The 13226-nt window shown below is 68.1% G+C and carries 11 protein-coding genes; 2 read left to right on the top strand and 9 right to left on the bottom strand.

The features are described 5' to 3' along the window. The 7 genes from H5T77_RS16620 to H5T77_RS16590 form a co-directional block, all read right to left on the bottom strand. The coding region (locus tag H5T77_RS16620) for an efflux RND transporter periplasmic adaptor subunit (protein WP_292651059.1) at positions 1-832 on the bottom strand (832 nt) is incomplete at its 3' end. A gap of 183 nt (positions 833-1015) precedes the next feature. After that, complete coding sequence (locus H5T77_RS16615; RefSeq protein WP_292651058.1) at positions 1016-2041, bottom strand: VOC family protein; 1026 nt, start codon at positions 2039-2041, stop codon at positions 1016-1018. Positions 2042-2043: 2 nt separating this feature from the next. After that, a complete protein-coding gene (locus H5T77_RS16610; RefSeq protein ID WP_292651056.1) occupies positions 2044-3435 on the bottom strand; it encodes an MFS transporter in 1392 nt (463 codons plus the stop codon). Continuing rightward, a complete protein-coding gene (locus tag H5T77_RS16605; RefSeq protein ID WP_292651055.1) occupies positions 3428-4339 on the bottom strand; it encodes an amidohydrolase family protein in 912 nt (303 codons plus the stop codon). The genes H5T77_RS16610 and H5T77_RS16605 overlap by 8 nt, the downstream gene beginning before the upstream one ends. Positions 4340-4344: 5 nt before the next feature. Next, positions 4345-5028 carry a 4-carboxy-4-hydroxy-2-oxoadipate aldolase/oxaloacetate decarboxylase gene (gene ligK / locus H5T77_RS16600; protein WP_292651054.1) on the bottom strand — a complete coding sequence of 228 codons (684 nt, stop codon included), beginning with the start codon at positions 5026-5028 and terminating at the stop codon, positions 4345-4347. Between the two features lie 29 nt (positions 5029-5057). Then, positions 5058-6095, bottom strand: coding sequence for an amidohydrolase family protein (locus tag H5T77_RS16595; RefSeq protein ID WP_292651052.1), 1038 nt, complete (start codon positions 6093-6095; stop codon positions 5058-5060). Next, positions 6092-7240 (bottom strand): 4-oxalomesaconate tautomerase, encoded by a 1149-nt coding sequence (locus tag H5T77_RS16590; RefSeq protein WP_292651051.1) that lies wholly within the window; start codon positions 7238-7240, stop codon positions 6092-6094. The genes H5T77_RS16595 and H5T77_RS16590 overlap by 4 nt, the downstream gene beginning before the upstream one ends. A gap of 187 nt (positions 7241-7427) precedes the next feature. Here H5T77_RS16590 and H5T77_RS16585 point away from each other — a divergent pair, with 187 nt between their 5' ends. After that, a complete protein-coding gene (locus H5T77_RS16585; RefSeq protein ID WP_292651050.1) occupies positions 7428-8102 on the top strand; it encodes a GntR family transcriptional regulator in 675 nt (224 codons plus the stop codon). Between the two features lie 89 nt (positions 8103-8191). On the opposite strand, the gene H5T77_RS16580 is transcribed toward H5T77_RS16585, so the two are convergent. Both H5T77_RS16580 and H5T77_RS16575 read right to left on the bottom strand, forming a co-directional pair. After that, entirely contained in the window at positions 8192-9928 is a 1737-nt protein-coding gene (locus H5T77_RS16580) for a sulfatase (protein ID WP_292651049.1), read from the bottom strand. Then, positions 9928-11574 carry a sulfatase family protein gene (locus tag H5T77_RS16575; protein ID WP_292651048.1) on the bottom strand — a complete coding sequence of 549 codons (1647 nt, stop codon included), beginning with the start codon at positions 11572-11574 and terminating at the stop codon, positions 9928-9930. Before H5T77_RS16575 ends, H5T77_RS16580 begins: the two co-directional genes overlap by 1 nt. A 110-nt stretch (positions 11575-11684) precedes the next feature. Here H5T77_RS16575 and H5T77_RS16570 point away from each other — a divergent pair, with 110 nt between their 5' ends. Further along, positions 11685-13217: an ABC transporter substrate-binding protein gene (locus tag H5T77_RS16570; RefSeq protein WP_292651046.1), complete on the top strand. Its 1533-nt coding sequence runs from the start codon at positions 11685-11687 to the stop codon at positions 13215-13217. The last annotated feature ends 9 nt before the right edge of the window (positions 13218-13226 follow it).

The following is a 13226-nucleotide window of genomic DNA, read 5'->3' as shown; positions in this document are numbered from 1 at the left end:
AGCTCGTCTCGGCGACCTTGCCGACCGACGCGACCGTGCCGAAGATGTCCTCATCGACTCCGTTGACGGTGATCGTGGCCTGCAGACCCTTCTTCACGGAGGCCGCGTCGTCGGCGCTGACGGTCGCCTCGACGAGATGGTTTCCCACCGAGACGATCGAGACCGTGCCGGCGCTCGCCGAGCTCTCCCCGCTCGCGTCTCCCGACGTGCCTCCGGTCGAGGGGCCGGATCCGCCGGATCCACCGGGCGACGAGCCCGACGAGCCCGCTGACGAGCCCACGACATCACCGACGGCGACGTCGAAGGCGGTGACCGTACCGCTGATCGTCGCGCGCAGCACGGCGTCCTCGACCGCCTGACGTGCGGAGTCGAGGTTTGCTTCCGCCGCCGCAACGGCGGCTTCGTCCGAGGAGATCTGTAGGTCGGAGGCTCCCGAGGATCCGGAGGCGGCGAGCTGCTCCTGGGCCGCGGTGAGCGCTGACTCGGCCGCTGTGCGAGTGGCGACCAAGGTCGTGTCGTCCACCCGGGCCAGCGCGTCGCCCTTCTTCACGGTGTCGCCCTCGGCGACGAAGATCTTCGTCACGGTGCCGGAGACCTCGAAGGAGAGGTCGGCAGACTCGGCCGCCTCCACGGTGCCGCTCGCAGCCACCGTCTCCTTCACCGTCCCCGACGTCGCCTGGACCTGCATCGCCTGTGACTGCGCGGTGTCCTCACGGGTGAGCGCCCAGACTCCCGCTCCACCACCGATCGCTGCGGCCGCCACCCCGGCGGCGAGCAGGATCCGCGCCGTACGCCCCAGCCTTCGCCATCGCTCCGTGAGTCTTTTGCGCACCACACTGCCTCTCTCGTACACCCCGGCGCCGCGCCGGAGGTCTGAGGGGGACTGTGCTGAGTGCGGCTATGAGCCAGGTCGGCTCAACCTGTGAGAAGCCCATGAAACGTGAGCGGCGCTGATCGGGCCTGGCGAACCGCCAGCTCCGCATCGCCGTATCCGCCTGGATGGAGCGGGGTCGGATCAGTCGACGGGGGATTGGACCACGGGCGTGCCGTGGGTGTGGAAGGACGAGATGGTCTTCAGGCCCCACGCCTGGCCCTTGGCCCGCTCGGCCTCGGTCCAGGTGACCAGCGGCCAGTCGGGAGCGAGGACCAGACGGGTGAGGGGGTTGCAGAGCTCGATCCGGTTGCCGCCGGGCTCGTACACGTAGAGGAAGAACGTCTGCTGGATCGCGTGTTTGTGCGGTCCGGTCTCGATGAAGACGCCGGTGTCCAGGGCGAGGTCGGCGGCACGGAGGATGTCCTCGCGGGTGTCGGTGGCGAAGGCCAGGTGGTGCAGCCGGCCGGTCGATCCGGTCCAGTCCTCGGTGTAGACGAGGTCATAGGACTTCTGGGTGAACGTGGACCAGCGACCGCCGATGTGGCCGTCGTCGAGGCGGATCTGCTCGGTCGGACGGGCACCAAGGGCGTCGATCAGGAAGTCGCTGGTGGTCTCGACGTCCTTCGCGAGGTAATTGACGTGGTCGAGCCTGCGGACCCCGACGCCGTGGCCGGGTTTGGCCTGGGGTTGGTTCTTCAGACCGGGCCGGAGCGCCTCGGTCGGCGCCTCCCAGTACTCGGTCTCGTAGTAGAGCGCGAACTCGTGCCCGTCGGGATCCTGGGTCACCCACAGTCGTCCGATGCCCGGCTCGTCCTGTGTCCACTCGCCGGTCGCGCCGGTGGCCTCGACAGCTGCGATTCGGCGCTCGAGCGCCTCGGGGGAGGAGCAGCGCAATGCCGTACGTCCGATACCGGGCATGGCGCGTCTGGTGACGACGATGCTGTGGTGCTCGTAGTCGTCCCAGGTGCGTAGGTAGGTGTTGTCGCCTTCCTGGCCGGAGACGGTCAGACCGAGGAAGTCGGTGAAGAACGCCACCGTCTCCTCGGGCTTCGGGGTGAAGAGCTGGGCGTGACCGACGTGCGCCACGTCGCCCAGCGGCGGGCGGGTGGGGGTGTCGGCGACCATCCGCTTGAGCGTGGTGAGGTTCTCGGGTACGGGGTTAGGCATGATCAGTCCTTGAGTGACGTGGCCGGGACAGGGGTGACCTCGGCGGCCAGCCGGGCCTTGCGGGTGGCCGGGCCGAAGATCGCCAGGGCGAGTGCTCCGACCACCCAGGTGCCGGCGATGAAGTAGAAGACGGACTGGTAGCCCAGTCCGCTGTACAGACCGGCGATGATCAGGGGGCCGATCGCGTTGGAGAGCCGGCCGAGACCGTACGAGACCGAGGTGCCGAGGGAGCGTCCGTTGGTGTCGTAGAGCTCGGGGGAGTAGGCGTAGGCGAGGGCCGTGTAGCCGCGCTCGAAAAGGTTGACCAGGAAGCCGAAGGCGACGATGAGCAGCGGCGTGAAGGTGAGCCCGTAGAGCAGACCGGAGCCGGCGATGATCAGGCCGAAGACGACCAGGCACCACTTGCGCTCGTAACGGTCGGTGACCAGCGAGGCCAGGAAGGAGCCGAGCGGGGCGCCGATGGTGGTCAGCGCGACGTAGAAGATCGAGTCCTCGACGCTGACGCCTTCGGCTGCGAGCAGGGTGGGGGCCCAGGAGGAGAATCCGAAGAAGCCGATCGTCTGGGTGATCCACAGCACCGAGAGCAGGATTGTCGGGTAGAGGAACCGCTTGTCCTTGAGCATCGCGAGCCCGGGCTTGGTGGCCGGACCTTCCTCGACCGGCATCGCAGGCTCGGGAAGCGGGCCGTGCTCGGTGCTTGCGTCGCGCTCCAAGCCGATCAGGATCTTCTCGGCCTCCGCGTGCCGCCCGCGCGACTCCAGCCACTGTGGCGACTCCACCAGATGGCGGACGAAGAAGAGGAAGAGGACACCGAGGGCGCCCCACAGGTAGACCAGGCGCCAGGTCCAGTCGGCGATCGGCACGACTGCGGCGGCGATCAGGTTGGTTGCGGGGGTTCCGCAGATGCCGATGACGATGACGTACGCCTGGAACTTGCCGCGCTTGGCGCGCGGGAAGAGCTCGTTCATGTAGACCACGGCGACGACGGTCATCGCGGAGAGTCCGGCGCTGGTCATCACCCGGAAGAAGCCCATCGCGACGATGTCCCAGGCGAAGACGCTGGCGAAGGACCAGATCGAGAACCAGATGGTCGTCGCGACCAGCGTACGTTTCCGGCCGAGTCGGTCGGCCAGAGCACCGGCCACCACGGAGCCGATGAACATGCCGACGAACGAGAGCGAGGTGACGTACGCGATGTGGTTGATCGTCACGCCCCACTGCTCGCGCATCACCGGAGCCGTCGTCGCGAAGGTGTTGATGTCGGCGAACTCGAAGAAGTAGGCGAACGCGAGAGCGACGGTGGCGAGCTTGTGGAATCGCGAGATGGGCAGCCGGTCGAGCCGGTTGGCCGCGTTGGTGGGGGTGTGGGCGGGGGTGCCGGTGTGGTCAGGCACTGCGCTCTCCTTCGGGCCAGTACAGGCGCATCGGGTTGTCCACGAGCAACGCCTGTTGCAGCTCGGGGGTGGGGGCTATGTGTGGGATGTGGTCGACCAGCAGCCCGTCGTCGGGCATGTGGTCCTTCAGGTTGGGGTGGGGCCAGTCGGTGCCCCACAGGACGCGGTCGGGAAAACGCTCGACGACCTTGCGGGCGAACGGGATGACGTCTTGGTAGGCCCGTCGCTGACCGTCGACGGCCGGCGGCCCGGTCACCGTGAGGCGCTCGGGACACGAGACCTTGACCCAGACGTCGTTGGCAGCGACGAAGTCGAGGAACGCTGCGAACTCAGGTCCGTCGGCATCCTTGGTCACGTCGGGCCGGCCCATGTGGTCGACGACCAGCGGCACCGGCAGGCTCGCGAAGAAGTCCTTCAGCCCGGGTAGGTCGGCGGCCTCGAAGTAGATCACCACGTGCCAGCCGAGCGGGGCGATCCTGGCCGCGATCGTCTCCAGCGTCTCGGTCGGGGTGACGTCGACGAGGCGCTTGACGAAGTTGAAACGTACGCCGCGTATCCCAGCCTCGTGGAGTCGGGCCAGCTCGTCGTCGGTGACGTCGGCGCGCACCGTCGCGACCCCGCGGGCCCGGCCCTCGGAGTGTTCGAGGGCGTCGACGAGGGCGCTGTTGTCGGCACCGTGACAGGTCGCCTGAACCAGGACGTTGCGAGACAGCCCGAGGTGGTCGCGCAGCTCGAAGAGCTGAGCTTTCGAGGCGTCGACCGGGGTATACTTGCGCTCAGGCGCGAACGGGAACTCGGCGGCGGGGCCGAACACGTGGCAGTGCGCGTCGACCGCACCCTCGGGAAGGGTGAAGGTGGGCTTCGTGGGTCCTTCGAACCAGTGCAGCCAGCCGGGGGTGACCATCGGGATCAGTCCTTGTACGTGAGGCCGAGCGCGGCCAGCTTCGGGCGCATGTCGTAGATGTCGAGACCGAGCTCGCCCTGCTCGAACCGGGTGCGCTTGCCGGCCTCGGCGTCCTCGCGCCTACGGGAGGCCTCGGCGACCTCCGCCGCGCGGGCGGCCGGCACGACGACCACGCCGTCGGCATCGGCGACGACCACGTCACCAGGGTTGACCAGCGCGTTCGCGACGTTGACCGGGACGTTGACCGAGCCGAGAGTCGCCTTGACGGTGCCCTTGGCATTGATCGCGCGGGCGAAGACCGGGAAGTCCATCTCACGCAACTCGTCGACGTCGCGGCAACCGCCGTCGATGACCAGGCCGCGGGCGCCGCGGCTGCGCAACGAGGTGGCCAGCAGCTCCCCGAAGAAGCCGTCCTCGGACTCGGTCACGCAGCCGGCCACGACGACGTCACCGTCCTGGACCTGCTCGGCGGCGACGTGCAGCATCCAGTTGTCGCCAGGCTGGAGCAGCACGGTGACGGCCGTGCCGCAGAGCCTCGCGCCCTCGTAGACCGGGCGGATGTAGGGCCGCATCAGCCCGAGCCGCCCCATCGCTTCATGGATCGTGGCGACGCCGAACTGTGCCAGGGCGTCGACGGCCGCGCGGTCGGCGCGGTCGATCTTGGTGTGAACTACTCCGAGCTCGTGCACGTCGTGGGTCTCCTTGGTCGGGGGCGCGCTCAGCGGCCCTGGGCGGTGAGCCGCTGGTCGAGGCGGGGGTAGACCCGACGGGCGTTGGTCTCGGTCAGGGCGGCGAGCTCGGCCTCGGCGAGGCTGTTGCGGGCGGCGTACGTCTCGACGTAGCGGCGGGTGTCGTCGAAGTGGTGGCCGGTGTCCGGGTCGATGCCGCGTACGGCGCCGATCATCTCCGAGGCGAACAGGACGCTGCTGTGCGGAACGACGTCGAGGAGGAGGTCGACCCCGGGCTGGTGGTAGACGCAGGTGTCGAAGAAGACGTTCCTCATCAGCGTCTCCGTCGGGTCGGGGCGTCCCATGGCTTGGGCGAGACCGCGGAAGCGGCCCCAGTGGTAGGGGACCGCGCCGCCGCCGTGCGGGATCACGAGGCGCAGGTCGGGGAAGTCGCCGAAGAGGTCGCCGGTGAGCAGCTGCATGAACGCGGTCGTGTCGGCGTTGAGGTAGTGGGCGCCGGTGGTGTGGAAGGCCGGGTTGCAGCTGGTGGACACGTGGATCATGGCCGGCACGTCGAGCTCGACGAGCTTCTCCCACACCGGATACCAGGACCTGTCGGTCAGGGGAGGGGAGTCCCAGTGACCTCCGGAAGGGTCGGGGTTGACGTTGACCGCGACCGCGCCGAGCTCGGTGACCGCCCGCTCGAGCTCCGGGACCGCGGTGGCGGGGTCGACGCCGGGCGACTGCGGCAGCATCGCGCCCGCAGCGAACCGGGTCGGATAGAGCTCAGCCACTCGGGCGCACAGGTCGTTGCAGATCCGCGCCCACGCCGTCGACGTCTCCAGGTCGCCGATGTGGTGAGCCATGAACGAGGCCCGCGGGGAGAAGACGGTCAGGTCGATGCCGCGCTCGTCCATCTGCCGCAGCTGGTTGGCCTCGATGGTCTCCCGGATCTGGTCGTCGGAGATCTGCGGCCCGGCCGGGTCGGGCGCGGCGCTCGGGTCGCTCAGCGCGGCGACCTGCGCGTCGCGCCATTCGCCCAGCGGGTCCGGTGCGGTCGTGTAATGGCCGTGGATGTCGATGATCATGCGGGGTCTCCTCGGAAGACGGTGCTCGGGACCATGGCCTCGCCGGCCATGATCAGCCGAGCCGTACGCAGCAGGGCGGATCGGGTCACGTGCGTCGGGTCGTCGGGGTCGAGCCCCAGCGTCACGCTGAACTCGCCGGTGGGGTGCTCGACACTGAGCGTGGTCTCGGGACCGGTCTCGGCCGTGGTGACCGGGGGAGTGACGGCGAGGCCGTGGGCCACGGAGCCGGGCAGCACGGCCGCGGTCGCGGCGGTGACTGCGGCCAGGACACCGATGGAACGGTGGGTGCGGTGGGGGATCAGGCTGCGGGTGCTGATCGTTCCGCCGTTCCTCGGAGCGGAGACGAGCGTCATCTTGGGGTAGGGCTTGGTCGTCACATCGCCCAACCCCATCGCGTGGCCGGTGACGATCCGCAGCGCCTCGATCCGCGCCCTGAGCGCGTCGTCGGCGTCGATCTCCTCGGGGCTCTCCTCGCCGGTCGCGCCCAGGCCCCGGGCGTCGACGACCACCAGCGGCTGGCCGTTGTCGATCATCGTGACGTCGATCGGGCCGACGCCAGGGACGACGACGGTGTCGCGTACGTTGCCGGTCGGCAACAGGCTGCCGGCCACCGAGCCGGCGGTGTCGACGAACCCGATCCGCACCGGCGCCGCCGTGCCGGGAACGCCATCGATGCGAGCGTCGCCGTCGTAGCGTACGTAGCGCGTGCCGTCGTCGGCTGCCGGTGTCTGCACGGTGATCTCGGCGATCGCGCCGGTGTTGCGAGTGAGGACGCGGGCGGTGGTGGTGTCCCCGGTCGGCGTGACCATGCCGGTCTCGATCGCGAACGGCAGCACCGCGGCCAGCATGTTGCCGCAGTTGGGCGTCGTGTCGACCCGGTCGGAGTCGGGCTGGAGTTGGGCGAAGGTCCACTCGACGTCGGCGTCACCGGTTGCAGGCGCGACGATGCCGGCCTTGCTGGTGAGCGGGTGACCGCCGCCGACGCCGTCGATCTGGAGCGGGTCGGGCGACCCCATCACCGCGAGCAACACTGTGTCGCGCTCAGCGGTGTCCGCGGGCAGGTCGCGGGCGTCGAAGAACGGCCCACGGGAGGAGCCGCCGCGCATGAGCAGGCATCGCACGTGTGTCCGGCTTCCGTTGCGCATGGGCGGCTCCTTCTTCGTGCAACGCGAGACGCGCATCTCATGACGCGCGTCACAGACCATAGATCATCAACAAGATTGTTTGCAATCTGGTCAAAGATCGCGTTGGAGCTCCCGAAGCCGTCGGCGATCGTCTCGCAGGATTGTCAACAATTTTGGTACGCTGTGGTCACCTGACCAAGGAGGAAATGTGGCGGTCTCGCCGACCCAGGCAACTCAGAGCGACGTGGTGGATGCGATCCGCCGCGACATCCTCGACGGTGAACTCGTCGCTGGCCAGCGCTTGGTGGAAGCCGAGCTCTCCGAGTGGCTGGGTGCCAGCCGCGGTGCCGTGCGCGGGGCTCTGATCGACCTCACCCATGAGGGCCTGGTCGAGCGGATCGCCAATCGCGGCGCCCGGGTGCGGGTGGTCAGCATCGAGGAGGCGGTCGAGATCATCGAGGTCCGCGCCGCTGTCGAGGCGCTCTGTGCGGCCAAGGCCGCCGAGAAGATCACCGACGAGGAGATCGCCGAGCTGCGCCAGCTCGGCGAGGACATGTCGGCCGCGGTCGCCTCCGGCGACGTGGGCACCTACTCCCGGCTCAACACCCGGCTCGACGAGCGTTTCATCGCCATCTCCGGGCAGAAGGTCGCGGCAGAGACGATCGCCCGACTCCAGGGCCGGAGCGTGCGTCACCAGTATCGGCTCGCCTACCGACCCGGCCGCTCGCAGATCTCGCTGCCCCAGCACCTCGCGATCATCGAGGCGCTGGCCCGGCGTGACCCCACCGCCGCGAACCGGGCCGTGCGCGAGCACCTCGCGAGCGTCCTTGATGCCGTGCGCGAGGTTGCCTCGTCGCGTTGGGAGCCGTCCGGGGGTAGGTAGCCAGCCGAGGATTGCCTAGCGGTGGAGCTGAGTACGCGCGCGGGAGATGCCGCCTTCTGCGATCGGGCGGTGCAGCGCGTTTCGAAAGGTCACATTCCCGCGAGGTCCGCGTCGAGCGCGCGGAACGCCGCGGCCGAGATGCCGGCACGTGCCGCGATCGTCAGCAGGCTCGCCGTAGGCGGCAGGCCGACGAGTTCCGCGTCGACGAGATCCGGCGCGTGGCGGCGCACGATCTCGCACGCACGGACGTCGCTGAGCAGGCGAGCGAGCGGCTCCAGCATGCGCTCCGGTGCTGCCAGTTCGCTCAACCGAGGAAGTGCCTCGGATCGCGCCAGAACGCGCTCGCGGTGTGCGCCCGCCAGAAGATGCTCGGTCCCGACGTTCCCCGTCGCCGGCAGCCCGAGCCTTTCGAACTGGCTCAGCGGCGCGTCGTTCTCGCGCATCGCCTCGACGAGCATCTGCGCCATCCTCAGCTCCTCGGCGTCGTCGACGATCGGGTCGCGCTGATCCGGATCCGACTCCAGATCGAACAGCTGGGTTCCGTGCTGCCATGAGCTCAGCCACGCGGGGGCCACCTCCACGCGGATCGTGCGCAGCCCCTTCGTGAAGGAGAACGCCTCCGCGGGCTCCCATGCGGCAAGCTCGCCCGGCGAGAAGCGCCAGCGCATATGCGTCGGCATGAGGGTGAACTCCTCGAGCGGTGTGTTGTCAGCCCGTGCGGACGAGCGCATGTATACATAGCGCCCATCCGTGATGTTCACGTGTTCGCCGTGTTTGCCGAACAACGTCGTCGACTTCGCCTCCGCAGCCGATGACAACGGCTGGCCCTGCATGTCGGAGGTCGGGGAGATGCCGAAGAAGTCGAGCACGGTGACAGGGATGTCGATCGTGCGGACGAGCCGGTCATCACGCTCGTTACGCCGTCCGGAGCGCGGATCCCACAGGTACATCGGCAGATGCACGAGCTCGTTGTACCAGGGCTGGATTGACTTCGACCACCAGCCGCGCTCGCCCAGCATGAAGCCGTGGTCGGTGTTGACGATCAGCAGCGTGTCATCCCACAGTGCGTGTTCGTCCATCGCGTCCAGGACCCGGCCGAGAGAGGCATCGCACATGTCGAGCAGTGCGCGGTACTCCTCGCGGGCGGCCCGAACGTCGGCGTCGTCTTCGGTCACCTTCTGGTACGGCGGCCAGTCGAACACCGGCTCGTCCGTGAGCCCACGGCGCTCGCGGAAGCGCTCCGCGGCGAAGAACGGCTCATGTGGGTCGAAGAGCTCGAGCTGCAGCATCCAGCGATCGGCGCGGGCGTTCGTCGCGATGAACTCGATCCCCGCGTCCACCGTGCGGGTCTGGGAGTGCTCCGCCTCCGTCGCCATGTACGTACGGTTGATCTCGTCCTGCGAACGCATCCGCACCACGAGGTTCTGCCGTGGATCGACGCGGTCGACGACGCCCTTCCAAGGATCCCCCTCCTGCCCGCGGAAGAACTCCCACGTGCTGTACCGGGTGTGATAGGTCGCACCGCCGTCCTCCCAGTAGTGCTGATGGTCCGACGCGAGATGAGTGTGGACCCCCGCCTGAGCGAGCATCTCGGGCATCGAGTCGTCGAATGGCTCAAGTGGGCCCCAACTGCGGTGCAGGAAGTTGTGCCGTCCGGTGTGCAGCTCACGTCGGGCGGGCATGCACGGCAAGGACCCGGCGTAGAAACGGTCGAACGCGACGGAGCGCTCGGCGAGGCGCGCGAAGTTCGGTAAGTTGGCGAGGTGGCTGTACGGCGGGACCATACGCCGGTTGAGACTGTCGAACATGAGGATGATCGCGCGCATCAGGCCTCTCCGTCCGTCAGCTCGAGACGCACCTCGTTGCTGGGCGCGTAGCCGAGCCGCCACGCCGCGATCCACACATCGGCGCCTTCAGGAAGGAGGAAGGGATCCGCATACACGTGCCAGTGCCTGCCGTCCTGCACCGGTGACCCGGTCTGCTGTTCGACGGGAGTGAGATCGCGTGGCTCGGCCGGCGGCATCGTCGTCCACCCGATCGACGCGGCGGGTGTCGCACACGAGACCGTGACTCGCCCGTCAGTGACGGTGACCTCTGGGGTCGCGGTCCTGCGGGGCACTCCGCCCGGGCGCCACTGATCGAGGAGCTCGCGCTCAGGCATGGTCCCGAGGTCACCGTACGTGGCGCGCCACTGATCGAGCGCGCGGCGGAGACGCTGCTTGACGTCGGCGTATTCAGGGTCGGCGGCGAGGTTCGATGTTTCGTGCGGGTCGACTGCGATGTCGTAGAGCTCCTCCTCGGGGCGCGGCACTGTGAGGATGGAACGCTGCAGATCGGTCAGGATGGACGGGGCCTCCCCGAACGAGAGGCGTTGTCCCTCCTCGTGCACGAGACGGCGCAGCTCGCCCCACGTGTCGAGGTGGTCGGGATAGTAGTTGTACTGCATGCCGGACCGGTCGGGATGCAGATTCAGGGTGTAGCGGAAGCGATGGTCGCGCACGGTGCGCACCGCGTCTTCCTGTGCATCCATCCGGTCGCGTGCGCCAAAGGCGTACGGCGCCGCGGGTAGGTCGGAGCCGGCGGCATCGAATAGTGGCGTTCCGTGCATGTGGGCGGGGATGTCGAGGCCTGCGGCGGCAAGGATCGTAGGGGCGAGGTCCATCGTCTGCACCACCTCGTCGCGGGTGGATCCGGCCGCGATTCTTCCTGGCCACCGCGCGAGCAGGGGCACGCGCAGCCCGGCCTCGTTCGCCCAGCGTTTGGCGCGCGGGAAGCTCGCGCCGTGGTCGCTCCAGAACACGACGAGCGTGTCCTCTGTCAAGCCGTCTTCTTCGAGCTCATCCAGGATCCTCCCCACCCACGCGTCCATCGCAGTGGTGAGGTCGTAATAGCGCGCCCATGCGCGACGGAACGGCTCGGTGTCGGGATGATAGGGCGGAAAGCTCGTCGAGTCGGGATTCACACGCTCTTCCGCTGAGAGCTCCTCCGTCTCGGCGGCGTAAGCGGCGTCGCCATAGATGCGCGACTCGTGCGTGATGAGGCTGTGGAACGAAGCGAAGAACGGGCTGCCCTCAGGGCGGTTGCGCCAGTGGGCACCCGGCGAGCAGTCGTCGAACGCGGTCGGTGGCGTATCTACCTGGAAGTCGGTGAACCAGTTGTTGGTGGCGTAGTAACCGGACTTCCGGAACTGCTCGCTGACGAGTCGCACCTCGTCGGGCGGCACGGCCTTCGTGCGCATGTGCATGGTGCCGATAGAGATCGGATAGCACCCGGTCATGATCGCAGAGCGAGCGGGCGCGCACACGGGGGCCGCGGCAAACGCCTGATCGAAGCGCACACCCTCGCGTGCGAGCCGGTCGAGGCGGGGCGTCGACGGCTGATCCGCGTCTGGCCAGAGGCCCTGGTAGGAGCCCAGGTGCGGGTTGATGTCGTGGGTCGAGATCCACACGATGTTCGGCGAAGTCTTCGTCATTGTCGTCCTTCTGCACCGTTGCCAAAACCACTGAACGGCATTTAGTCTTCCACAAGATCGGCGGAATCGCAGCCCCCGACCGGCTCCACACGACGACGTCAGGAGACGCCATGCGCACCACCCGAATCATGTCCATAGCCGCGGCCGCAGCCATGGCCCTTGCCCTCACTGCCTGCGGTTCATCAGGCGAACCCGCAGGGAACGCCGACGGCACCGCGCCCCTGCTCTCGATCGGTGCGCTCCTCGAGCCCACCAGCTGGGATCCGGCGCAGGCCAACGAGGGCCACCTTGCGCCGATCTACCAGTCGCTCTATGACACTCTCATCAAGCGTGAGCCGAACGGCGAACTCAGCCCGATGCTCGCCACCGAGTGGACGTGGAGCGACGACGAGCTCGACCTCACCCTGCAGCTCCGCGACGACGTGACGTTCACCGACGGCGCTTCATTCGACGCCGAGGCGGTCGTTGCCAACATCGAGCACTTCAAGAAGGCCAACGGCCCGATGCTCGGCAACCTCAGCGCCGTCGAGAGCGCTGAGGTTGCCGACCCTCACACCGTCGTCCTGCACTTGTCGGCCCCCGACCCCGACCTGCCCGAAAGCCTCGCCAACGCCGGCGGATACATGGGCAGCCCAGCCGCGCTGGCCGATGGATCCATCGACACAGCCCCCGCCGGATCCGGGCCCTACACCCTCGACACCAGCGCATCGGTCGCCGGATCGACGATCGCTTTCGCCCGCAACGATGACTATTGGGGCGAGCAGCTTCCCTACGATCGGGTCGAGTTCCAGTTGCTCGCCGACGAGACCGCACGCCTCAACGCGTTGACGTCGGGTCAGGTGAACTTCACGATCCTCAACCGGGCCGCCTCGGCCGTGCAGGCAACCGGGTCCGGCCTCAACATGGCCGAGGACTTCACCGTCAACTGGGCCGGCGTGCTCTTCTTCGACCGCGACGGAGAGATCCAGCCCGAGTTCGCCGACCCTCGTGTGCGTCAGGCGCTCTCACTGGCCATCGATCGCGAGGCGCTCGTCGAGGTCGGTTGGGAAGGCCTCGGCGAAGTCACCTCACAGGTGTACGGTCCGGAGTCAAACGCTTTCGACGAGGAGCTCGAATCGGCGTACGAGTACGACCCCGCGCGCGCCAAGGAGCTCCTGGAGCAGGCGGGAGCGACGGACATGACCATCACGTTCCCGACGTCGTCCACATTCGAGCCCGTCCTCTACGACGCGATCTTCCAGAACTGGAAGGACGTCGGAGTCACGGTCAAGGCCGAGCAGTGGGGCCCCGGTGAGGCGATCCCGTCGATGATGCGCGGCGAGTACGCCGTCTCCTTCTTCACACTCGCGCAGCGCTCCGACTGGGGGACGGTCAAGTTCCTGCTTCAGGAGGGGTCCTCGTGGAACCCGCTGGGATCGACGGACCCCGAGCTGCAACAACTTATCGACGCGTATCCCGCGGCCTCTGAAGAGGAGCGCCCGCAGGTCGCACGCGAGATCAACACCTGGATCGTCGAGAACGCCTGGTTCGCACCTCTCGCGCGCCCCGGGGCGTTCAATCTTTGGGACGACACGGTCGACGTCGAGGTCCAGACGCGCCAAGCCGTTCCTTCGATCTACAACTTCACGCCGACCGGCGACTGATCAGCGCGG

Source organism: Nocardioides sp. (genome assembly GCF_014360585.1).
Lineage (GTDB): Bacteria > Actinomycetota > Actinomycetes > Propionibacteriales > Nocardioidaceae > Nocardioides.
Note: the sequence above shows the minus strand (reverse complement) of the source record. Positions and strands in the feature narration are given on the sequence as shown.